Origin of the sequence: Chryseobacterium sp. Leaf405 (assembly GCF_001425355.1) — a bacterium.
Taxonomy (GTDB): Bacteria; Bacteroidota; Bacteroidia; order Flavobacteriales; family Weeksellaceae; genus Chryseobacterium.
Genome location: NZ_LMQN01000015.1, coordinates 1,190,792 through 1,214,253, shown reverse-complemented (window position 1 = coordinate 1,214,253; position 23,462 = coordinate 1,190,792). Strand labels below are relative to the sequence as shown.

Annotated in this window: 19 protein-coding genes and 1 riboswitch; of the genes, 4 read left to right on the top strand and 15 right to left on the bottom strand. The window is 35.6% G+C overall.

Features of this window, described 5'->3' with window-relative positions:
- Positions 1-3: 3 nt before the first annotated feature.
- Positions 4-1,266 carry a serine hydrolase domain-containing protein gene (locus ASG22_RS15485; protein WP_055986543.1) on the bottom strand — a complete coding sequence of 421 codons (1,263 nt, stop codon included), beginning with the start codon at positions 1,264-1,266 and terminating at the stop codon, positions 4-6.
- Between the two features lie 120 nt (positions 1,267-1,386).
- A complete protein-coding gene (locus ASG22_RS15480) occupies positions 1,387-2,319 on the bottom strand; it encodes a 2-hydroxyacid dehydrogenase (protein WP_055986873.1) in 933 nt (310 codons plus the stop codon).
- Positions 2,320-2,413: 94 nt separating this feature from the next.
- Here ASG22_RS15480 and ASG22_RS15475 point away from each other — a divergent pair, with 94 nt between their 5' ends.
- Positions 2,414-2,779: a DUF1648 domain-containing protein gene (locus tag ASG22_RS15475; protein ID WP_055986540.1), complete on the top strand. Its 366-nt coding sequence runs from the start codon at positions 2,414-2,416 to the stop codon at positions 2,777-2,779.
- Here ASG22_RS15475 and ASG22_RS15470 read toward each other — a convergent pair.
- The 4 genes from ASG22_RS15470 to ASG22_RS15455 all read right to left on the bottom strand — a co-directional run bounded on the left by ASG22_RS15470 (position 2,772) and on the right by ASG22_RS15455 (position 7,484).
- Complete coding sequence (locus ASG22_RS15470) at positions 2,772-3,296, bottom strand: acyl-CoA thioesterase (RefSeq protein ID WP_055986537.1); 525 nt, start codon at positions 3,294-3,296, stop codon at positions 2,772-2,774. The genes ASG22_RS15475 and ASG22_RS15470 overlap by 8 nt on opposite strands.
- Positions 3,297-4,052: a hypothetical protein gene (locus ASG22_RS15465; protein WP_055986534.1), complete on the bottom strand. Its 756-nt coding sequence runs from the start codon at positions 4,050-4,052 to the stop codon at positions 3,297-3,299.
- A 271-nt stretch (positions 4,053-4,323) separates the two neighbouring features.
- Positions 4,324-6,429, bottom strand: a complete 2,106-nt coding sequence (locus tag ASG22_RS15460) for a TonB-dependent receptor (RefSeq protein WP_055986531.1) — start codon at positions 6,427-6,429, stop codon at positions 4,324-4,326.
- A 284-nt stretch (positions 6,430-6,713) separates the two neighbouring features.
- Positions 6,714-7,484 (bottom strand): WG repeat-containing protein, encoded by a 771-nt coding sequence (locus tag ASG22_RS15455; protein WP_238586927.1) that lies wholly within the window; start codon positions 7,482-7,484, stop codon positions 6,714-6,716.
- 410 nt (positions 7,485-7,894) lie between these two features.
- Between ASG22_RS15455 and ASG22_RS15450 the strand changes: the two genes are divergently transcribed.
- From ASG22_RS15450 to ASG22_RS15440, 3 genes are all read left to right on the top strand, one after another.
- Positions 7,895-10,675, top strand: a complete 2,781-nt coding sequence (locus ASG22_RS15450; RefSeq protein WP_055986527.1) for a bifunctional aconitate hydratase 2/2-methylisocitrate dehydratase — start codon at positions 7,895-7,897, stop codon at positions 10,673-10,675.
- Positions 10,676-10,987: 312 nt separating this feature from the next.
- The gene (locus ASG22_RS15445; RefSeq protein WP_055986869.1) at positions 10,988-13,255 is read left to right on the top strand and encodes an aconitate hydratase; all 2,268 of its coding nucleotides are present in this window, start codon (positions 10,988-10,990) and stop codon (positions 13,253-13,255) included.
- Positions 13,256-13,399: 144 nt separating this feature from the next.
- The gene (locus ASG22_RS15440) at positions 13,400-15,625 is read left to right on the top strand and encodes an outer membrane beta-barrel protein (RefSeq protein WP_055986522.1); all 2,226 of its coding nucleotides are present in this window, start codon (positions 13,400-13,402) and stop codon (positions 15,623-15,625) included.
- Positions 15,626-15,672: 47 nt separating this feature from the next.
- Here the strand turns inward: ASG22_RS15440 and ASG22_RS15435 are convergent, their stop codons facing one another.
- The 9 genes from ASG22_RS15435 to ASG22_RS15395 all read right to left on the bottom strand — a co-directional run bounded on the left by ASG22_RS15435 (position 15,673) and on the right by ASG22_RS15395 (position 23,461).
- Positions 15,673-16,383: a HesA/MoeB/ThiF family protein gene (locus ASG22_RS15435; protein WP_055986867.1), complete on the bottom strand. Its 711-nt coding sequence runs from the start codon at positions 16,381-16,383 to the stop codon at positions 15,673-15,675.
- 211 nt (positions 16,384-16,594) lie between these two features.
- A complete protein-coding gene (gene thiH / locus ASG22_RS15430) occupies positions 16,595-17,713 on the bottom strand; it encodes a 2-iminoacetate synthase ThiH (protein WP_055986521.1) in 1,119 nt (372 codons plus the stop codon).
- A 10-nt stretch (positions 17,714-17,723) separates the two neighbouring features.
- Positions 17,724-18,500, bottom strand: a complete 777-nt coding sequence (locus ASG22_RS15425) for a thiazole synthase (RefSeq protein WP_055986518.1) — start codon at positions 18,498-18,500, stop codon at positions 17,724-17,726.
- The gene (locus ASG22_RS15420; protein ID WP_082505019.1) at positions 18,497-19,111 is read right to left on the bottom strand and encodes a thiamine phosphate synthase; all 615 of its coding nucleotides are present in this window, start codon (positions 19,109-19,111) and stop codon (positions 18,497-18,499) included. Before ASG22_RS15420 ends, ASG22_RS15425 begins: the two co-directional genes overlap by 4 nt.
- A gap of 3 nt (positions 19,112-19,114) precedes the next feature.
- Positions 19,115-19,855: a hydroxymethylpyrimidine/phosphomethylpyrimidine kinase gene (locus ASG22_RS15415; protein ID WP_055986512.1), complete on the bottom strand. Its 741-nt coding sequence runs from the start codon at positions 19,853-19,855 to the stop codon at positions 19,115-19,117.
- The gene (locus tag ASG22_RS15410) at positions 19,831-20,415 is read right to left on the bottom strand and encodes a thiamine phosphate synthase (protein ID WP_055986509.1); all 585 of its coding nucleotides are present in this window, start codon (positions 20,413-20,415) and stop codon (positions 19,831-19,833) included. The genes ASG22_RS15415 and ASG22_RS15410 overlap by 25 nt, the downstream gene beginning before the upstream one ends.
- Complete coding sequence (gene thiC, locus ASG22_RS15405) at positions 20,412-22,223, bottom strand: phosphomethylpyrimidine synthase ThiC (RefSeq protein ID WP_055986506.1); 1,812 nt, start codon at positions 22,221-22,223, stop codon at positions 20,412-20,414. The genes ASG22_RS15410 and thiC overlap by 4 nt, the downstream gene beginning before the upstream one ends.
- 24 nt (positions 22,224-22,247) lie before the next feature.
- Entirely contained in the window at positions 22,248-22,454 is a 207-nt protein-coding gene (gene thiS / locus ASG22_RS15400; RefSeq protein ID WP_055986865.1) for a sulfur carrier protein ThiS, read from the bottom strand.
- Between the two features lie 59 nt (positions 22,455-22,513).
- A riboswitch (TPP riboswitch) is annotated at positions 22,514-22,613 on the bottom strand.
- A 170-nt stretch (positions 22,614-22,783) separates the two neighbouring features.
- The gene (locus tag ASG22_RS15395; RefSeq protein ID WP_055986503.1) at positions 22,784-23,461 is read right to left on the bottom strand and encodes an RluA family pseudouridine synthase; all 678 of its coding nucleotides are present in this window, start codon (positions 23,459-23,461) and stop codon (positions 22,784-22,786) included.
- Position 23,462 lies beyond the last annotated feature (1 nt).

The window sequence follows — 23,462 nt, the reverse complement described above, 5'->3', positions numbered from 1 at the left end:
ACATTATTCTCCAAAAACTTCACCATGACCGTTCAATGTATCTTTATCCTCATTCATAACACTTTGAAGTTTTGCTTTCTGAGGCGGGAAATCTTCAAATAATCCTGATAATGCCAGCGCAGAATATACTTTTCCTGAATATTTGTTACCAATCGCAATAATTGTCACTTTAGATTTAAGCAAATGAGCAAAAACAGAATTGGTTCCGTGCCACCAGCCGTTGTGGTAAGTCAATTTTTCACCATTATCAAAAATTTTCATCCTGAAACCAAACCCGTAATTATTCATCCCGAATTTTTCATTGCTGTAGGGTGTAAAAATCATTTCTTTCAAATCAGGCTTTAAAAAATCCTTTGAAAACATTGCTTTCGAAAAATTAAGTAAATCTCTCGGCGTTGTGTACACATTTTTATCACCATAAATAAGATCCAGTCTGTCTAAGGGATATAGCTTGCTTCCTCCATAATAAAAAGACTGAGAAGCTGTCGGAATATCTTTTTCTTGAAAAATATAGGTATTTTTCATTTTTAAAGGAGTGAAAACCATTTCCTGCATTGCTTGAGGAAAAGAAACTTTGGTAACCTTTTCAATTAACAAAGCCAACAATGCAAAATTGGTATTACAATACATAAACCCCGTATCGGTTTCTCTCGCCAGATCGGGCTTGTATTTAACAAGCATATTTAATACATCCTGATTGGTAATAAATTTCTTTGAAAGTTCCGCCGGAGCCGGCTGAATTTTAGTAATAAAATATTCGTATTTCGGAAGACCGCTTCTTTGGGACAATAGTGTTTTAACCGTGACATTCGGATAAGGAAATCCCGGAAAAAACTGAGTAAGCCGATCCGTTAATTTTATTTTCCCAGCTTCTATCAACTTCATCATTGCCATCGCCGTTAATGTTTTTGAAACCGAAGCTACATGAAGTGGAGTATCTTTATTAATCGGATTTTGATTGCCCTCTCTTGCAAAACCTCTGTAATTTTCATACAGAATATCATCTCCTTTTGCCACCAGAATTCCACCACTTAAATTACCTCCATCCCAAACTTTTTTGTAATAATGATCAATGTATTGTACAAGAGACGCTTTGTCAGACAACTGATTATCCGCCTTTGTAAAAACATTAGCCAAATCTACATTTCCGTAGTTGGGAAGATTGGTCGTATTTTCTACGACAGCTTCTTTGCTCTCAGATTTATTTTTACAGGAAAAAAGGGATAAAAAGACAGTTAAAAGAAGTATAAAATTACGCATCTGCATGGGTTTCAAAATGAGCGGCAATTTAATAAAACTCAAAATAAATTTTACTCTTTGAGTATATATTATGAATTATTTAACATAATCTTTCAAAGGTTAAATTCATATAATCCTGATTCGGGTTTAATTAATAAAAGAAGCTATGATTTTATCAACAATTACCTGCGCCAATTTTTCTTTACTCTGAACCGTCCAACCTGCAATATGCGGCGTAACAATCACTTTCTCAGAATCCAGAAGATATTTTAAATCTTCATTTTCTGTTTCCAATTTTTCAAAAGATGCCTTTTCATATTCAAGAACATCAAGACAGGCACCTTTTACCTTACCAGCTTTTAATGCTTCAACTAAACTCTTAGTTTCAATGTTTTTTCCTCTCGCTGTATTCACGAAATAGAAGTCATTTTTCATATCAGAAATGAACGGACCGTCGATGAGATAATAAGATTCTTCAGTCAAAGGAATATGCAAGCTTAAAACCTCAGCTTTTTCCTTCAATTCTTCCAAAGAAACCTGAGTTGCATATTCATCTGAAAGATTGGGCAGAATATCATGAAAAATCACTTTACAGCCAAAACCTGAAAGTCTTTTCGCAGTGGCTTTTCCCATGTTTCCGTAGCCAATTAAACCAACAGTTTTTCCTAACAATTCGTCACCTCTGTTTTCCTCACGAAGCCAAATTCCATTTTTCACTTCCTGAGATGCGATGAAAAGTCGGTTCATTAAAATTAATAACATTCCAACAACATGTTCCGCTACAGAATCTCTATTTCCTTCAGGAGAATTTATCAATTGAATTCCTAATTTTTCAGCAACAGGAATATCAATATTTTCCATTCCCGCCCCTACCCTTGCGATGAATTTCAGATTTTTTGCCTGTTCTAAAAAGTTTTTATCTAAAGGAATTCTACTTCGTATAATAACTCCATCATAATTTCCAATTTTTGTACAAACCTCGTCGTATGAAGATGTAAAATCTTCTTCCAAAACACAATTTTTGGCTAAAAGCTGCTTGGTAATCAGCGGATGATTTTTATCGAGGAGTAATATTCTCATAGAAGGCATAATTCTTATATTTGTTTGTGCAAAGGTAAGTTTCAAAGAATTATTAAAAGCTTTTGCAGGATAGAATTTTTCAATTTCTGATCTCATGAATCTGCATAAAATTATTTTCAGCTTTTCCGTATTACTGCTTTTAGGTTATATTGCTTTTTTGATTATTAAATTTCCGTACATTCAGGAAACCATTCCGATTCACTATTCATCAGAAGGCGCAGACGGATTTGGAAATAAAATGTTTTTATGGTTAGAGGTTGAAATTAATGCCATCATTTTATCTTTTATAGGAATGGTTATATTTTTCCCACAGAAAATGTTTAAAAAATCCGACGACCATTTAGATTTCTTAGAAAACTCTTTTGAGGAGGCAATAAAAAACCGACAAATATTTCTGTCGGTTCTATCTGTAATAATTACGTTAATTTTTTGCGGCACTTCTATAAAAGAAATTATTTAGGTTCTTCCTGGAAAAGTTTTTTCAGTTCCACAGATTCTGTTGGCTTCATTCTTCCTGAGAGAATTAATGATAACTCTTTTCTTCTTAAAGCTGCGGCAAATCTTTCTTTTTCAAGTTCTGTCTCTGGCTCCATATCAGGAATCGGAATTGGTCTGTTGAATTCATCCACCGCAACAAAAGTATAAATACCTTTATTGGTCTGAATTTTTTTACGATTGATAGGATCATCCAACCAGACATCCACATAAATTTCCATTGAAGTAGAAAAAGCTCTGGAAACTTTAGATTCCATCACTACAATTCCTCCTTCCGGAATCGGATGATCGAATGAAACGTGATTTACAGAAGCTGTCACTACTCTTCTTTCGCAGTGTCTTGTTGCGGAAATAGAAGCACACCTGTCCATTCTTGCCAACAATTCACCACCGAAAAGATTTCTCAATTGGTTGGTATCATTGGGAAGAACAATATTCGTCATGATCGTCAATGAATCTGACGCTTTTTTTATTTTTGCCATTTATTTCTTAGTGTTGTTTGTCGTCACCGGAACCTTAACACCTTTTCCAGATGCAGGCTGAACGGTTTGTTGTTTTACTGAATCTTTTTTTAAAGAATCTAAAACCGGCGGAGTATAAGTTTGTACTTTCACAGTATCTTTTTCAATTCTGTGTGTTTTGGTTTGTACCGAAATATTTGTTTTATCAAAAGATTTTTTCCCAAAAAGAAGCTCCTGTTGAGTATAAGCAACATACAAAATTCCCAAAATCGGAATAATAATCAGGAAAGCCCAAAGGATAGATTTATTGAATTTGTAATCTTTATCAGAATTTGCTACTTGAGATAATTTACCGTTATTATTATCAATGTCAGAAATTTTAATTTCTTCCAAGCCATAAAAATCCGGATGATCAGACTGTAATCTGTTTCCTTTAAAATGAGTTTCCCCCTCTTCGGTATAAATCGTGCCGATTCCCTGGATTTCTAATTTCTGTTCTGCCTGCAATTTTTTCTTCCAGAAATCGGTTTGAATCTGAAGATCGGTTTTAGAAGCTTCAAAAGGCATTTGTTTGTGAGTTCCGATGAAAGTTGCAAGATCATCCGACTGCACTTCATAATCCGGTTTGTAAACAATTTTGCTTGCGGGAGGCAGAATACTCCCATTTTCGGAATTGATAATCGCCTTGGAATTTTCAAGGGAAAATACTCCAAATCCGGGAACGGTTGCTGTCCCGAATTGTTTCAAATATTCTAAAATGTAAGCTGAAATATTCATTTGGTGGCAAATTTATGACTTTTTCATGACTTTTTGAGAGATTCGGTGATGATAAAGATTGAGATTAATAACAATTCATTTCTGCAGTCAGAATTTCATAGCCCAGATAGAAACGGTTACCCCACAGCAGGCGGAGGAAAATGCGGCGGCGTGAGGAGTATGAGTGGATAGCTGGAAAAGCTTCCAACAAAAAAAAGACTGCCGAAGCAGCCTTAAAAAAATTAAATCTAATATTTCACTTTTATATACGATGTAAAATATTCTGTGCTGATTACTGGATTTTCCAGCTGATTCCGAACATAAAGTTGATTCCTGCCTGAGAAAAATAGTAAGGTTCACTGTCGTAAACAGCTCCGTTATTGACATATTTTTTGTTGAAAATATTGTTCACTAATAATTTCAGAGCAATGTCATTATTTTTAATCTTGAACTGATATTGTGCGTTAAAATCGGTCAGTAAATAATCTTTTAATTGTAAATTTTGATCTTCTGTATTGTCGAGATATTGTTTTCCGACATATTGATTCTGCAAAACAAACTGGAAATTTTTGTTTGGATTAAATCTCAATCCTAAGTTCGCAATCAAATTTGGAGAGAAAGAAATCTGGGTATTCCCCAAACTTTTCGGCTGATCTTCTGTTTCGATATTAAAATCTAAATTTCGGTTGTTGCATACACTCACATTTCCTGTCACTTCCCACTGTTTTGAAATCTTTGCCAACGCTCCAACTTCTATCCCGCTTCTGTAACTTTTCCCGGAATTGGTTCTGATGAATGCGCCCACATTATTCAGTTCGCCATTCAATACCAACTGATTGACATAATACATATAATATAAGTTTGCCGTAAATGATACGATGCCAAACTGTCTTTCAAAACCAGCTTCGAAATCGTGCAGTTTTTCTGCTTTCACATCATTATTTGCTAATAAATCATCTCGATTGGGTTCACGGTGAGCATGAGCATAAGAAAGGAAAACTTTCCCGCTTCCGATTTTATAGTTAACGCCGACTTTTGGATTGAAAAACAGCCATTTTTTATCTAAATCTGCACCTTCATCATCTCCTGCAGTGATAATTTTTGTATCGTAATCGATATTTCTCAATTGTAAATCTCCGAAGAATTCGAAATCATTAACCCGAACCAACGCTTTTGCAAAACCTGCCATTTCGTTTTTCACGGAACGGTTTCTATAATATTCATGTTCATCGATCTGAGGCAGGAAAACACCCGTCACATTTCCGAAATGTCTTCCGTAATATTGATTGGCAACCGCTCCGAAATTAAGATCTACAATTCCGAGTTTCCCGTAAAGTGTGGAAACCATTCCGTAGAAATCATTATTCAGCCATTTTTTTCTGATGAAATCTGAATATTCCTCACCATTTACATCAGCCAAATTGTATCTCGCAAAAGGATCTCCCTGCTTGTAATTTTCGTAATATCCTTTCCCTTTTGTATAATGTAAAGTCGTTTCTAAATTCCATCGAGCATTAAACTTCTGCTCCCAAAGCAACTGATAATGGTTTTGTCTGTAATTATCGGTTTCGTTATCGTAAAAGCCAACAATGTTTTCCCAATTTGAATCATAAATTGCTCCTGAATAATTGAATTTCGGATCTGTTTCCCAAGTTTTTCTGTCAATTCCGTTCCAGGCTTGATAAGTTTTTTCTTTTCCGCCAAATGCCATCAAACGGATTTTTGTCTTTCCTTCTTCAAAAAGTGCCGTGAAATTATAGGAATTAAGATTAGAAGACGCTCTGTCGATATACCCGTCAGAATTAATATGAGTGTAACGTCCCATCACAGAAAGACGATTTCCCCAGAATTTTCCTGAGCCAACCTCAGCAGAATATTTGTATGTATTAAACGAACCGTAACTGTCATCTGTCTTAAAATACATTTTATCTTCCGGATCTTTTGAAAGAACATTGATACTTGCGCCAAACGCAGCAGCTCCGTTATTCGATGTCCCAACTCCTCTTTGAATCACGATTTGTGAAGCAGAACTCGTTAAATCCGGCACATTAACGAAAAAAGTACCCTGACTTTCGGAATCGTTGTAAGGAACACCGTTCATCATCACATTGATGGCACTTCCGGAGACTCCACGAATTCTAAAACCCGTGTATCCAACGCCATTTCCGGCATCCGAAGTTGAAATAATAGACGTTTGGTTTTTCAGTAAAATCGGTAAATCCTGTCCAAGATTTTTACTATCCAAATCTTTGGCAACATTGATGATTTCTTTGGCAACGGGAAGTCTTTTGGTAAAATTAACGGCTTCAATTTCCTTTATTTTCAAGGAATCGGTATTTTGAGCTTGTAAAAAAGCGAATGAGCCAACGGTAAGCCCTAAAAAAAATAATCCTTTCATTCTATAAATCTTTAAAATTTAATGAATAAAAGGGGCGGATTATGATGAGTAATTAGTAATCGGTAATAAGTAATCGTTGAAAATTATTCACTGTCTATTACTTATTGCTCATTTTTAATTTCCCTAAACAGCATTACCCGTTCCAGGTTCATTGGGTATAATCTCAGCTTGTTACAGCACCCCTTTATTTCAACGGCGAAATTACAAAAAATTTATGAAATCGTGGAATGTGTTTTTCAGAGTTGATTTTTAAAATGTAATACTTAAATTGTCTGAGTTAAAATTTAATACGTCTTGTTTTGAGAATCTACATAATAATAATTCTTCCCATCTTTAGAAACCTCAAACATTTTCCCTAATTTCCAACTGAAATTTCGTTTGATATCGACATATTCAAATGGAATTATAATATTATTATTCTTATCAATAACGCCGAACATATCATTTTTTGTAGCCACAATCATCGGGTTAGAAACATCATCACCTTCCAGAATAAACAAATATTCATATTGAGGATAAATCTGAAACTGCTTATAATCTGCCGGATTTTTAAACGTAGCCTTTTCAATAATGCCATAAAATCCATTCATCACATATCCCTGAAACAGCTGTTTAACATATTCTTTATGAGCACATTGCCCAAGATCAGATTTCTTAAATTCATATACTCTTTTTCCTTGCTTATCAACCCTGTAAGAAATTTCATTTTTTTCTACCGTAGCATATTCTGCCGATCCAAATTTTCTGACTTTTTGGTTTGGAGAATTTAAAAGATTGCAGTCTTCATAGAAAAATACAGCAATATGATACTCAGGTTGAATGATAAATTTACCTTTCTGATTTACATAGCCAAAATTGCCGTTTCTCTTTTTTGGAATCAAAACCGGAAGTTCTTCATTAATAACAGGTAAATCATTATTATTTTTCTGCTGAACCGATGTGTTCTTGGAAATAGATTTTGATACATTCTTTACAAGCTGCTTTTTAACAGCTTTTGATTGAGAAAAAACGAATATCGAAATAAAAAGGCATAAAAAATTAAAAGTAATTTTCATAATCATCATTTGCTGCAAAAATATGGTTAAAAATAGAAAACATCAAATTCATATTTATAAAGAATCTAAATAATTTAAATCAAAAAAAATAGTAGAAATTCGTAAATTTGGGAGCATTTTTAAATGTTTGATAATTTTAAAGCGTTTTGAAATAAGATATTTGATTAAATTACGATCAAAAATATCACCAAACGTTACCCAAAAGAGTTTTTGTGGTCAGCAGATCACACTTTAAGAAGAACATTCGTACTCTATCTTTGGACAAAACATTATCTCACCATTTTTAATCAAATATAGATTATGCTGCTTTATTATCGTTAGTTTTATCAATTAACTCAATAACATTATTATAATTTTTGTAGTTTAAAATAACCGGCAGCAAATCTAATTAAAAAAGAAAAGACTTCTATATGAATATTTATCAGGATTATATCCAAGAAATTGAAGAAAGAAAAAATCAGGGGCTTCATCCAAAGCCGATTGATAGTGCAGAATTATTAAGCGCAATTATTGCTCAAATTAAAGATACAGCTAATGAACACAGAGCTGACTCTCTTAAATTTTTTATTTATAACACTTTACCCGGTACGACAAGTGCGGCAGGAGTTAAAGCTAAGTTTTTAAAAGAAATCATTTTAGGTGAATCTGTATTAGAAGAAATAACTCCCGCATTTGCGTTTGAGTTATTATCTCACATGAAAGGAGGACCTTCTATTGAAGTATTGTTAGATTTAGCGTTAGGTAACGATGCTGAAATTGCTAAAGAAGCTGCAGAGGTTCTTAAAACACAAGTTTTCCTTTACGAGGCAGACACTGACCGTTTGAAAGCAGCATTCCACAGCGGAAATGAAATTGCTAAAGAAATCATTGAAAGTTACGCACAGGCAGATTTTTTCACAAAACTTCCGGAAGCTGCTGAAGAAATCAAAGTAGTAACTTATATTGCAGGTGAAGGTGATATTTCTACGGATTTATTGTCTCCGGGAAATCAGGCACACTCAAGATCAGACCGTGAGCTTCATGGATTATGCATGATGACTCCTGAAGCTCAGAAAGAAATTCAGGCTTTGCAGGCACAACATCCTGATAAAAGCGTCATGTTGATTGCTGAGAAAGGAACAATGGGCGTTGGATCTTCCAGAATGTCAGGTGTAAACAACGTAGCACTTTGGACGGGTAAACAGGCAAGTCCTTATATTCCATTCGTAAATATTGCTCCAATCGTAGCAGGAACCAATGGTATTTCTCCAATTTTCCTGACAACGGTTGACGTAACCGGTGGAATTGGTATCGACCTTCAAAACTGGGTGAAAAAGCTGGATGCAGAAGGAAATGTTATTCGTAACGAAAATGATGAGCCCATTCTTGAAGAAAAATATTCTGTAGCAACAGGAACTGTTCTTACCATTAATACTAAGACCAAAAAATTATACAACGGCGATCAGGAACTAAAAGATATTTCTAAATCTTTCACGCCACAAAAAATGGAATTCATCAAAGCTGGTGGATCTTATGCTATTGTTTTTGGTAAAAAATTACAGACTTGGGCATCTAACATTTTAGGAATTGAAATTCCTGCAGTTTATGCGCCATCGAAAGAAATTACTAAAGAAGGTGTTGGTTTAACGGCGGTTGAAAAGATCTTTAATAAAAATGCTGTTGGTTTGCCTCAAGGTAAGGTTTTACACGCCGGTTCAGACGTTCGTGTGGAAGTAAACATTGTGGGTTCTCAGGATACAACAGGTTTAATGACTGCACAGGAATTGGAATCTATGGCAGCCACGGTGATTTCACCAATTGTTGACGGTGCTTACCAGTCAGGTTGTCATACAGCTTCAGTTTGGGACAAAAAAGCGCAGGCTAATATTCCTAAATTAATGAAATTCATGAACGATTTCGGTTTGATCACAGCTCGTGACCCGAAAGGTGAATATCACTCTATGACAGATGTTATTCATAAAGTTCTTAACGATATTACGATTGACGAATGGGCAATCATCATCGGAGGAGATTCTCACACGAGAATGTCTAAAGGAGTTGCTTTTGGAGCCGATTCAGGAACAGTTGCTCTTGCTTTGGCTACAGGTGAAGCATCAATGCCGATTCCGGAATCTGTAAAAGTGACTTTCAAAGGTGATATGAAACAGCACATGGATTTCCGTGATGTAGTTCATGCAACTCAGGCTCAAATGTTGAAGCAATTTGTTGGCGAAAACGTATTCCAGGGAAGAATTATTGAGGTTCATATCGGAACTCTTCCTGCTGACCAGGCGTTTACATTTACAGACTGGACTGCAGAAATGAAAGCTAAAGCTTCTATCTGTATTTCTGAAGATGATACTTTAATTGAATCTTTGGAAATTGCAAAAGGAAGAATCCAGATCATGATCGACAAAGGGATGGATAACCATAACCAGGTTCTTCAGGGATTAATCAATAAAGCAAACAAGAGAATTACAGAGATTAAATCAGGTGAAAAACCAGCGTTAACTCCAGATTCAAATGCTAAATATTATGCTGAAGTAGTTGTTGATCTTGACGTAATTGTTGAACCAATGATTGCCGACCCGGATGTTAACAATGAAGATGTTTCTAAAAGATATACTCACGATACGATCAGAGATCTGACGTATTATGGTGGTTCTAAAAAGGTAGATTTAGGTTTCGTGGGATCTTGTATGGTTCACAAAGGAGATTTAAAAATTGTTTCTCAAATGTTGAGAAATATTGAAAGAAAGAATGGAAAAGTAGAATTTAATGCTCCGTTAGTGGTTGCTGCTCCTACTTACAATATCATCGACGAGTTGAAAGCAGAAGGAGACTGGGAATTATTAGAAAAATATTCAGGTTTCGAATTTAATGATAATGCGCCTAAAGGTGCCGCTCGTACAGAATACGAAAACATCATGTATTTGGAGCGTCCAGGTTGTAACCTTTGTATGGGTAATCAGGAAAAAGCAGAAAAAGGAGATACTGTTTTGGCAACTTCTACCCGTCTTTTCCAAGGAAGAGTGGTTGAAGATTCAGAACGTAAAAAAGGAGAGTCGTTATTGGCATCAACTCCGGTAGTAGTTTTATCGGCTATCATCGGTAGAATTCCGAGTATTGAAGAATACAAAGAAGCAGTTGAAGGAATTGATTTGACTACTTTTGTACCGCCAATCAAAGAATTGGTTGCAGTTGGTCATTAATACAATTTAAAAATAAGTCGCAAGGCTTTTTAAATATTGAAAGATTCTAACCCATTGGATTAGAATCTTTCTTTTTTGTTTAGAACATTTCTATTTAAGGGTTCTACAAAATTATTTTAACTTAAATCAACGATCAAAATTTTATTTTTCCTTAAATTGATAGCTATAAATAATTTCAATTATCGTTATATTCATTCCTGTTTATGGATTGAAGGAATAGATTTTGATGAGTTGAAGTAAGAAATTTTTTCCGCTGTATTATTGGATTTACTGACGGAAAAATTTATTGGAAAAAGAAAAATTAAAACAGATATGACTTTCGACATCGACATGATTAAAAAAGTGTATGAGCGTTATCCTGAGAGAATTGCTGCTGCAAGACAGATCGTTGGGAAACCTCTTACTCTTTCAGAAAAAATTCTTTACACCCATCTTTGGGAAGGTAATGCTACCAAAGCGCACGAAAGAGGAAACTCTTATGTAGACTTTGCACCAGACAGAGTGGCTATGCAGGATGCAACGGCGCAGATGGCACTTTTACAATTTATGCAGGCAGGAAAAGCTAAAGTTGCCGTTCCGTCAACGGCTCATGCAGATCACCTGATTCAGGCAAGAGTGGGCGCACAGGCAGATTTACAGGAAGGTCTTAATAAGAATTCAGAAGTTTTCAATTTCTTGGGCTCAGTTTGTGATAAATATGGAATCGGTTTCTGGAAACCGGGTGCCGGAATCATTCACCAGGTTGTCTTAGAAAATTATGCATTCCCCGGAGGTATGATGATCGGAACCGACTCGCATACAGTAAATGCAGGAGGTTTAGGAATGGTTGCCATCGGAGTTGGTGGTGCAGATGCAGTAGACGTAATGGCAGGAATGGCTTGGGAATTGAAAATGCCAAAGTTAATCGGTGTAAAACTAACCGGTAAAATGTCCGGATGGACTGCAGCAAAAGATATTATCTTAAAAGTAGCAGGAATTCTTACCGTAAAAGGTGGAACTGGATGTATCGTAGAATATTTCGGAGAAGGAGCTGAATCTCTTTCAGCAACAGGTAAAGGTACAATCTGTAACATGGGTGCTGAAATCGGAGCCACTACCTCTACTTTTGGATATGATGATTCTATGAGAAGATATTTGGCTTCTACAGGAAGACAGGACGTTGTAGATGCAGCCGACGTAATCGCTGAACATTTAACAGGTGATACTGAGGTATATGCTAATCCGGAACAATATTTTGACCAAGTTATTGAAATCAACCTTTCAGAATTAACACCTCATCTAAACGGACCTTTTACTCCGGATCTAGCGACTCCGGTTGCAGAGTTTAAAGCTAAGGCAGAAGCCAACGGATGGCCTTTGGAAGTTGAATGGGCATTAATCGGTTCTTGTACCAACTCTTCTTATGAAGATTTATCAAGAGCAGCTTCTATCGTAGAAGATGCAGTTGCAAAAGGCGTTAAACCAAAAGCAATTCTAGGAATCAATCCAGGTTCTGAGCAGGTAAAATTTACAGCAGAAAGAGATGGATTTTTAGATTCATTCAGAAAATTTGAGAACGCAAGAATCTTTACCAATGCTTGCGGACCTTGCATCGGACAATGGGACAGAGAAGGTGCTGAAAAAGGAGAGAAAAACTCAATTATTCACTCTTTCAACAGAAACTTTGCAAAAAGAGCAGATGGAAATCCAAATACGCACGCTTTCGTAGCTTCTCCGGAAATGGTAGCTGCGGTTGCTATTTCAGGAAGATTAGACTTTAATCCAATTACTGATACTTTAACCAACGAAGCTGGCGAGCAAATTAAATTAGACGAGCCAAAAGGTTTTGAATTACCTGCAAAAGGTTTCGCAGTAGATGATAACGGCTATCAGGCACCATCTGCGGACGGTTCTTCTGTTGTTGTAAAGGTGAGCCCAACTTCAGACAGACTTCAGTTATTGGAAGAATTCCCTGCTTGGGATGGTAAAAATATTATCGGTGCAAGACTTTTAATTAAGGCTTTCGGAAAATGTACAACCGACCATATTTCTATGGCGGGACCTTGGTTAAAATACAGAGGTCACTTGGATAATATTTCCAACAATATGTTGATCGGGGCTGTAAATGCTTTCAATATGGAAACTAACAAAGTGAAAAACGTATTGACTGCAGAATACGGAGAAGTTCCTGCCGTACAGAGAGCTTACAAAGCTGCCAGTGTACCTTCAATTGTTGTGGGAGATCAGAATTATGGTGAAGGTTCTTCAAGAGAGCATGCTGCAATGGAACCAAGACATTTGGGCGTAAAAGCAGTGTTGGTAAAATCATTTGCAAGAATTCACGAAACAAACTTGAAGAAACAAGGAATGTTGGGAATAACTTTCGCTAATGAGGCTGATTATGATAAAATTTTAGAAGATGATGTAATCAATTTCTTAGATCTTGATCAGTTTGCTCCGGGAAAACAACTAACGTTGGAATTCATCCATAATGACGGAACTAAAGACATTGTTATGGCAAACCATACATACAATGATCAACAAATTGACTGGTTTAAAGCGGGTTCAGCGTTAAACTTAATCAAACAACAGGAAAATTAATTGTTAGATTTTAATTAATAATAGAAAAAGCAACTTCAGATTGGAGTTGCTTTTTTGTTGTGCTCTAACTATCTTGTAATATTTCACAGTTTGTTGTAACAATTGCTATTTTTCAACGTCTAACTCTGTAGAAGGAAAAACATTATGAAAAAAACAATTATTGCGTTATCTTTTCTAGGATCAATAATTATTTATGCTCAGGAAAAAACTAATAACCAAGAGACCAAGGAAAAGCAAATTGAAGGGGTCGTTATTACCAAAACTAAAAAAGCCGTTGAACAAAAGGCAGACCGTACTATTTTCGATTTTTCGGAACAGCCTCAGTTGAATAACGGAAATGTGCTGGAAGGCATCAAAAAACTTCCGGGTCTTGTTTCTACAGACATTGCCGGAATGATGTATCAGGGGAAAGTTCTGGACGTTTACTTAAATGGAAGACCTTTAAATATAACTTCCAACGAACTCAATTCTTTTCTTGAAGGTATGCCTGCAAATTCTGTAGATAGAATTGAAGTTATTACCCAGCCAGGAGCAGAATTTCCTGCAACATCAGGAGGTGCGATCATGAATATTATTACGAATAAGAATGCCAATAAATATTTAACAGCAACCTATTCCGGAAATTATTCTTTCACGAATTATGATAAATTCAGAAGCAGAACGAGTAATTCTATGAATTTAAATGCCAGAAATAAATATTTTGGATGGCAGCTGAACTTCGGACAAAATTACCGTGAGAGCATGATGGACACCAATCAGAATAACCTGTTATTAAGTAATACCGACAGATTGGGCCGTGGATATTTTGCAAAGTCGGGGTTGACTTTTGATCTCGGACAAGACAGATTATTGCTGAATTATGATATTTACCATAACAATAATGACAATTATACTTTGAGTAATGGTTTTGCAGATCTGCCTTATAAGAATATTAAAGACAGCATAAGAGAAGGAAATTTTGAAGCTTTTGATGCCGCACATACTTTTAACACAAGACAGGAAGCGGTCGTTACCTATCAAAAACGTTTTACAGATAAAGCACAGAAACTGGATTTTCAGTTTGGATATACAAAATCTACCAGTAGATTCGATCAGGACAATATTTTCAGAGATGTAATTTACCGTAATCCGGACGAAGATGTAGATCCAATTTCAAACGGAAATGTATTGAGCAATACATCTGATATGAAAATTGCCAATTTTAAAGTAGACTATTCTCAGCCTCTAAAGATTTTGGATGGCGGAAAAGTAAGTTTGGGAGGATTGTACGAAAATCAAAATTTTGATACCGAAAGCAAAGGCTTAACCAACTTAGAATATAAAAGACAGACAACTGCAACGTATCTGGAGTTTCAGGCTAAATTGAAAAAATTTGATTTCATTTTAGGAACACGTGCAGAAAACTATGATATTTCGGGTGTAACAAGAGTAATTGACAGTACAAATGCTATTGTACAAAAGGATTTGATTCCTTTCAATAAATTTAAGTTATTCCCAAATGCGAGTGTTCAGTATAATTTGATGAATCAGGTGTATATTGCTGCGAATTATAATAAAAAGATAAGTTTACCAAGTATTTCTGCGCTAAACCCGAATAACACAACTTTTCAGGGACCCAACACACAGGTAACTGGAAACCCAAATCTTCAACCTACGATTTTTGACAATTATGAAATAAAAATCTCTGCTTTCGATTATGCTTTCATAGGATACAGCGTGAGTTCAGCGAAAAATCAGGTCGCGCAAATCATTAGAAAAAGCGGAAAAAATCTTTATAATGAGCAGGTGAATATTTCAAGTATGAGAATTCACAACTTTAATCTTGGATTGCCGGTTCCGTTTATGATTTTCAGCAAACCATTAAGTGAGATCATGAAATTTAATTTTAATCCAGATAAAATTAACTTCATGTACTTATACGCCGGTTATCAGAAACATGACATTGACAATTTGAACAATAAAGGCTTCTGGATTTTTAACGCTATGGCTCAGGTAATTTTACCAAAAGAAATCAAATTAACGGCAAATTATAGTTATTTAACTCCGAAAGCGGGATATTTCTACTTCACAGCAGAAAAACCATTTAACAATAATGTTGATATTACGTTAACGAAAAAATTCATGGATAACCGTCTTACGGTGTCTGTTTTTGCGAACGATATTTTCAATGGACAGGTAATGCAGATACGTTCGAACCCGCCGGGAGGAGGCGAAAGTGTGATGTTGAGAAATAAATATGACAGTAGAAACTTCGGATTGTCTATTAATTATAAGATTCCAACAAAAAATAAGCTGGCAAAAGAAGATCCTAATATTCTGAACAGTACTAAGAAAGAAGAAAGTGGTGGCGTAATGCAACAGGCACAATAAATAAAGGCAGTGAAAATTTCACTGCTTTTTTATTTTACTTACTAATTTCAGAATTTTATCGTCTGAAATCGCCAATTCAGCGTATCAATCAGTGTTAGTTGATTTAATGGCAATGGTAAACCCATAATACTATGCAACGCTAAATTTGCCATCATACTTCCCACAATTCCCGGTAAAGTTCCCAAAACGCCAAGACTATCGCAATCGGGAATATTCTCATCAAAAGGTGGCTCCGGGAAAATATCCCTTAAATTTTTACTTCCGTTATAATTAAAAATGGCAACCTGTCCGGAAAAACCGAGAATACTTCCATAAACCAAAGGCTTTTTCAATTTCACACAAACATCATTAACTAAATATCTCGTTTTAAAATTATCAGAACCATCAACGATAATATCAAATTGGGAAATCATTTCTTCTGCATTGGATTCATCAATTTTCTTTTCAATTCCAACAAATTTGACTTGGTGATTAAGATTTTTCACAAACTGCTCAGCACTTTTCATTTTAGAAATCCCAACTGAGTTTTCATTATGAATGATTTGTCGGTTTAAATTATGTAATTCAACCTCATCAAAATCGGTAACACCTAAAATTCCGACTCCTGCCGCTGCCAAATATTGAATCACAGGACTTCCCAATCCGCCAGCTCCAATCACCAGAATCTTAGCATTAATTATCTTTCTTTGACCTTCGAGTCCGATTTCTTCGATAAAAATCTGTCGGCTGTATCTGGTAAAGATGTCTGCGTTTTTCATGTTTTTTGATTTTATTTGAATCATCAACGTTGAATCAACGTAAGTTCGAGTGCTTTTCGCAATGAAATGGAGAGCAGTGTATCGGGAACTTTCATTAAATAAAATTTCTCGATGCGATTGTTTTTCAAAAATATACCCGAAATGACGCCCATTATGTTCTCACCATATTTTATATTTTTATTGTGAAAGTATTAATCAATAAAAATTCAATTTAAATTCCGCTATAAACAGCATCCCAATCTTTCATTACAGGATCATAACCTGCTCTTTTGATAATACTTTTCATTTCTTCCATACTTCTTTCGTCGCTGGTTTCAAACTGTTCCAACGATTCTTTGTCCACCGCATAACCACCGGGATTTGTTTTTGAAGCCGCACTCATTGCGGTTGCTCCCAATGAAATTATATTATTTCTAAATTTTTCGTTTTCTCTTGTGGAAATAGAAACTTCTAAATCTTCATTCCAGATCCTGTAAGCGCAGATTAATTGAAGCAAATCTTTATCTGACATGATAAAATTCGGTTCGATAATTCCCTCCGCAGGTCGAAGTCTTGGAAACGAAACTGAAAACTTAGATTTCCAATAGGTCTTTTGAAGATAATCAATATGAAGTGCGTTGAAAAAACTATCTACACGCCAATCTTCCAAACCCAACAAAACGCCTAATCCCATTTTATGAATTCCTGCACTTCCAATTCTGTCGGGCGTTTCTAAACGAAAATTGAAATTCGATTTTTTTCCTTTCGGATGATATTCTTTATAAACTTCCTGATGATAGGTTTCCTGATAAACTAACACAGCATTGACTCCCACTTCATGCAATTCCAGATATTCATCTTCCGATAAAGGTTGAACCTCAATGGAAATATTGGCAAAATGAGGCTTTAACAAACGAACAGTATTCAAAAAATAATCAATTCCGACCGTTTTATTTGCTTCTCCACTCACCAATAAAACGTGATTCACTCCCATTGATTTTAAAACTGTTGCTTCTATCATCAATTCAGTATCAGTCAAAGTTTTCCTTTTGATTGAATTATCTAAACTAAAACCGCAGTACGTACAAATATTTTGGCATTCATTACTCAAATACAACGGCGCATACAATTGAATAGTCTTTCCGAACCGTTTTTGCGTAAGTTGTTGTGTCATTTTTGCCATCAACTCTAATTTCTGAGCAGCAACCGGTGAAAGAAAATTCAGAAAATCTTCTATTGTTTTATTCTTTTTTTGAAGACTATTTTCCACATCAGACAAAGTCACTTTTTCAAGCTTTGATTTTACCTCATTCCATTGATATTTTTCAAAAAAATCTAGAAAACTCTTCATAAAATTAATTTTAATCAAACAAAAAAGATGTCAGCGGACTTGATGCTTCTGCATGATTTCCGATAGCTCCCAAACCCGCTTCAAAAGCTCTTCTACCGGCAATTACGCCTTCCCTAAAAGCCAATGCCATATTCACAGGATTTTGTGCCACTGCAATTGCTGTATTCACCAAAACTGCATCAGCACCCATTTCCATTGCTTTCGCCGCATCGGAAGGCGCTCCGATTCCTGCATCAACCACAACAGGAACGTTACTTTGAGCAATAATTATTTCTAAAAAGTCTAAAGTTTTCAATCCTTTATTAGTTCCAATCGGAGCTCCCAAAGGCATAACAACCGCTGTTCCAACATCTTCTAACCGTTTACATAATACAGGATCTGCATGGATATATGGCATGACGATAAATCCTAATTTTGCCAATTCCTCCGTTGCATATAATGTTTCAATAGGATCAGGCAATAAATATTTCGGATCAGGATGAATTTCCAGTTTCACCCAGTTGGTTTCTAAGGCTTCTCTTGCCAATTGTGCCGCCAAAACTGCTTCTTTAGCTGTTCTTGCCCCTGAGGTATTGGGTAAAAGATGAGATTTTGCAGGTTTTAAAGCATTCAATAAATCATTTTCTGAAGATTGCGAATCGATGCGTTTTAATGCCATTGTTACCATCTCACTTCCTGAAGCGATGATTGAATCAGTCATTTCTGAAAGATTTCCGAATTTTCCTGTTCCTAAAAACAATCGAGATTCGAAAGTTTTGTCTGCTATGAGTAATGGTTGATTTTTCATTGTAAAACTTTTTTAAATTCTTTGATAATGGATGGCTGATGAGTAATTTGTCCTGAAGCTGCCACGCCGTAAATTCCGATTTGTTGTAATAATTCTATGTCATCCAAAACAACCCCGCCAATGGCAACTATTTTTGGGATTTCTAATGACCTTTCTTTTAAATCATCAATGATTTTTTTATATCCTTCAAAACCTAAAATTGGGCTTAATTCTTCTTTTGTTGAAGTAAATCGTAACGGTCCTAAACCGATATAATTACATCCTTCTTTCATTCTTTGAAGAACATCTGAAAAAGTATTTGCCGTTCCGCCGATGATTTTATTTTCACCTAAAATATCTCTGGCAATTTCAATGGATGTATCTTTGAAACCTAAATGAACGCCGTCTGCATCAACTTTTTTTGCAATCTGAACATGATCGTTGATAATACAAACCGATTGATTATCTGAACATAGTTTTTTTGAAATTTCACAAAGCCTGATAAATTCATTTTCAGGAGCATTTTTCCAACGTACTTGTACCCACTTAACTCCGTAATCAAGAGCTTTTCTGATATTCAGCTCCTGTTCTTCTATGGTAAATCCCTGAGAGATGTATTGTAATTTTTCCATGATTTAATTTGAATGAAATCCTAATAAAGTTGAATTACTTATTAAAAATTTTTCGATGTATAATTTTCCTTTTTTACAGGCGTGTTCCAAGTTTTCTCCTTTGGCTAAATGACTTGCAATAGCCGAAGAAAGCACACAACCCGAACCATGTTTTGGATAAAAATAAGTTTCGTTATTAGGTTGAATTGAAATTTCTTTTCCATTCTCCATTAAAATATCTATTCCTAATTGATCTTTCCGATGCCCTCCTTTTATTAAAACCGGACAATAATTTTCTAAGTTTTCAAAAAGATTTTCTTTCAAAACTTGATATTCATGATAATTTGGAGTGATTAAATCAATTTCAGCCAAAACATTCTTCAACTCAGAAATTGTATTCAAATCAAAAAAAGAAAACTCTGAAGTACTTTTCAACACTGGATCCCAAACAACTTTTGCTTCAGAATTATTCAATTGAATTGTTTTAATAATTTCACTTAAAAATTCTGTATTTTTTACCACTCCGATTTTTACTGCTTCAACGTGATAATTTTTCATTAAAACCTTAATTGCAGTTAAAACTTCTTCCAAAGGTTGCCAATTCAAACTCAAACATTGAGAAGCAGTCTGAATTGTAATTGCCGTACAAACTCCTAATCCCTGAACTTTCAATTGTTCAAATGTTTTAATATCTGCCAACAAACCAGCTCCGCCACTTGGGTCGTAGCCTGCAATGCTCATCACGAAAGGACGTTCTCCCTGCATTTCCTGAATACATTTACAGGTTCATCATTTTGCCAAATTGCGCCTAACAAAGCCGTTCCGTCTATTTTACTTTCGAAAGTTTTATTGATATTTTTTTCATTAATTCCTCCCAAAGCAACAAGTTTTACATTTGAATGAGTTCGTTTTTTAATATCATTCAAAATCGTTGAATTTTTACCGTATCCTTTTTTAGAAATACTCGGAAAAACCGGGCCGATAAAAGAATATTCCCATTCTTCTCCTAATTCATTAAAAGTTTCAATATTATGAACAGAAGTTGAAATCGTTTTATTTATGAAAGCTTTATACAAATCATTTTGCCTGTCAATTTCTTTGAAATGAAGTCTTGAGATCTTAAAATTTTCCGCCACATTATAATTGCTGTGTAAAACTAATTGAGCATGAAATTTCAAATCTATTTTTTGAATAAAATCCGTCATTTCTTCCGAATTAATGAATGGTTTTCTGATATGAAGTAAATCCAAACCTTCCTGAAACAATTCATTAATGACTTCAGTTTCTTTTTCAATAATTTTTTCGGGAGTGATTACGATGATCATATATAAATTTCTCTCCCTTTTTCGATGAATTCCTGAGATTTGTCGAACATTCCTTTTTCTGCCGATTCACGGATTTCCTGTGTGATTTTCATCGAACAGAATTTTGGTCCGCACATCGAACAGAAATGCGCAATTTTTGCTCCGTCGGCAGGAAGTGTCTCATCATGATAAGACCTTGCCGTATCAGGATCTAATGAAAGATTAAATTGGTCTTCCCAACGGAATTCAAATCTGGCTTTACTTAAAGCATTGTCCCTGTATTGCGACCCTGGATGGCCTTTTGCCAAATCAGCAGCATGAGCAGCCAGTTTATACGTGATAACTCCCACTTTTACATCTTCTTTATTTGGAAGTCCTAAATGTTCTTTTGGTGTTACATAGCAAAGCATTGCACAACCAAACCAACCAATCATTGCCGCTCCGATTCCTGAGGTAATATGGTCATAACCCGGAGCAATATCTGTCGTTAAAGGACCTAAAGTATAAAATGGTGCTTCATCACATACTTCCAGTTGCTTCTCCATATTTTCTTTGATCATGTGCATCGGAACATGACCGGGACCTTCAATCATCACCTGAACGTTGTGTTTCCAGGCGATTTTTGTCAGTTCACCTAAGGTTTCCAATTCTGCGAACTGTGCTTCATCATTAGCATCGGCAATCGAACCCGGACGAAGACCGTCGCCCAAAGAAAATGCGACGTCATATTTTTTCATGATTTCGCAGATTTCCTCAAAATGCGTATACAAAAAGTTTTCTTTATGATGAAACAAACACCATTTTGCCATGATAGAGCCTCCTCTGGAAACGATTCCCGTAACACGTTTTGCTGTTAAATGAATATATCTCAACAAAACTCCGGCATGAATCGTGAAGTAAGAAACTCCCTGTTCTGCCTGTTCGATCAAAGTATCTTTAAAAATTTCCCATGTTAAATCTTCTGCGACCCCTTTCACTTTTTCCAATGCCTGGTAAATCGGAACGGTACCAATCGGAACCGGACTGTTTCTAATGATCCATTCCCTGGTTTCATGAATATTTTTTCCGGTTGAGAGATCCATAATCGTATCAGCTCCCCATCGACACGCCCAGACTGCTTTTTCAACTTCTTCTTCAATACTTGATGAAACGGCACTATTTCCTATGTTGGCATTAATTTTAACTAAGAAATTTCTTCCGATAATCATCGGTTCGCTTTCAGGATGATTGATATTATTTGGAATAATTGCTCTTCCGGCTGCAATTTCATCTCTTACAAACTCGGGAGTGATTTTGCTTTTTGGAGTTCGTGCGCCAAAACTGTTTCCCGAATGTTGGAATGCCATATCTTTTGAAACAGAATCCAACTGCTCAATTTTTTGGTTTTCTCTGATGGCAATATATTCCATTTCGGGAGTGATAATTCCTTGTCTTGCGTAGTATAACTGCGTAACTTCCTGTCCTTCTTTCGCCACTTTCGGTTTGTGATTGTAAGAAAAACGCAATTCATCTAGCTTTGAATCGGCAAGTCGGGCTTTCCCATATTCAGAAGTAATTCCGTCAAGAATTTCTACATCATTTCTGTCTAAAATCCATTGTTCCCTGATTCTTGGAAGTCCTTTTTCAATATTAATTTCAGAGTTTTCGTCGGTGTAAGGTCCTGATGTATCGTAAATTGTAACGGGTAGATTTTCTTCAAGCTTTCCGTTAGTCAATTTTGTTGGACTTAATTGGATTTCCCGCATCGCTACATTGATCGGGTGAATTTTCCCTTCAACATAGATTTTTTTTGAGTTCGGAAACGGCGAACGTGTGATCTTGTGAGCCATAAAATAATTTGGTTTTTATGAAAATTAGCCGCCCTGAGTGGCAGTGATAATTAAAATTGAATCTCTGTTGTTGAGAATGGTTTCCGCCCAGAATGACTGCGGAACAATGCGGTTGTTGAGCGCTACGGCAATACCTTTTTTCTTTTCAGGTAATTCTATAGCAATGAGCGCTTCCAGGTTTTCGGGAAGTACTTCAAAATTTTTTGTCGTGTGGTTAATTGTAAGCTCCATTCCTAACATTTTTAAAATGCACCTTAGGAATGGCTGTTATTGTACAATAGAATGTACAGCAAAAGTCATCTACTTTTCCCTACGCTAGTATGATCTAGAAATCAGGTTCAAAGGGTAAATTCTCAGCCCGTTTTTCAACAGACACCCCTAAAGTGTGGGACGAAGGTAGTTATTTTTTTGAAATGTGCAAAATTTTAGTGAAGATAGAGACGGAATGATGGAAGCAGGAAGTTTTAATATTGTGAAATACGTTTTTGAATGTAAGTACTTTTTAAATAAAAAAAATGGAAACCGAATCACCTTCAGTTTCCATCCTCTAAATTTTTTATTTATTCTTCACAAGCCCTCCAAATCGCATCATTTTGTGGAACGGGTGCGATAATTTCTATATTGTCTTTAGTTACAGGATGAATAAATTCCAGTTTTCTGGCGTGAAGATTAATTCCGCCATCCGTATTGGAGCGTGGTGCACCATATTTTAAATCTCCTTTAATCGGAACACCTGTTTTTGATAATTGTGCTCTGATCTGATGATGTCTTCCTGTTTCAAGATCGATTTCCAGTAAAAGATAATTATCCAATGTTTTAATCACATTATACGTAAGAACGGCTTCTTTTGCTCCTTCAGTCACTTTGGTGAAAACGATTGCTTTATTATTCTTTTCATTTTTCTGTAAATAATGAACCAATCGCTGCGTCTTGGGAATCATATCTTTTGCCACAACCGCCCAATACGTTTTTTTAACCTCCCGGTTTTTAACCATTTGAGTCAAACGAGACAATGCTTTGGAAGTTTTAGCATAAATCACTAAACCTGAAGTCGGTCTGTCGATACGATGAACCAAACCGAGAAATACATTTCCCGGCTTGTCATCTCTTTTTTTTATAAAATCCTTAATTAATTCTAATAAAGAATCGTCGCCGGTTTTATCGCCCTGAACGAGCTGCCCGACTTTTTTATTGATTACCAAAAGATGGTTGTCTTCATAAACAATCTGATCCTCCATA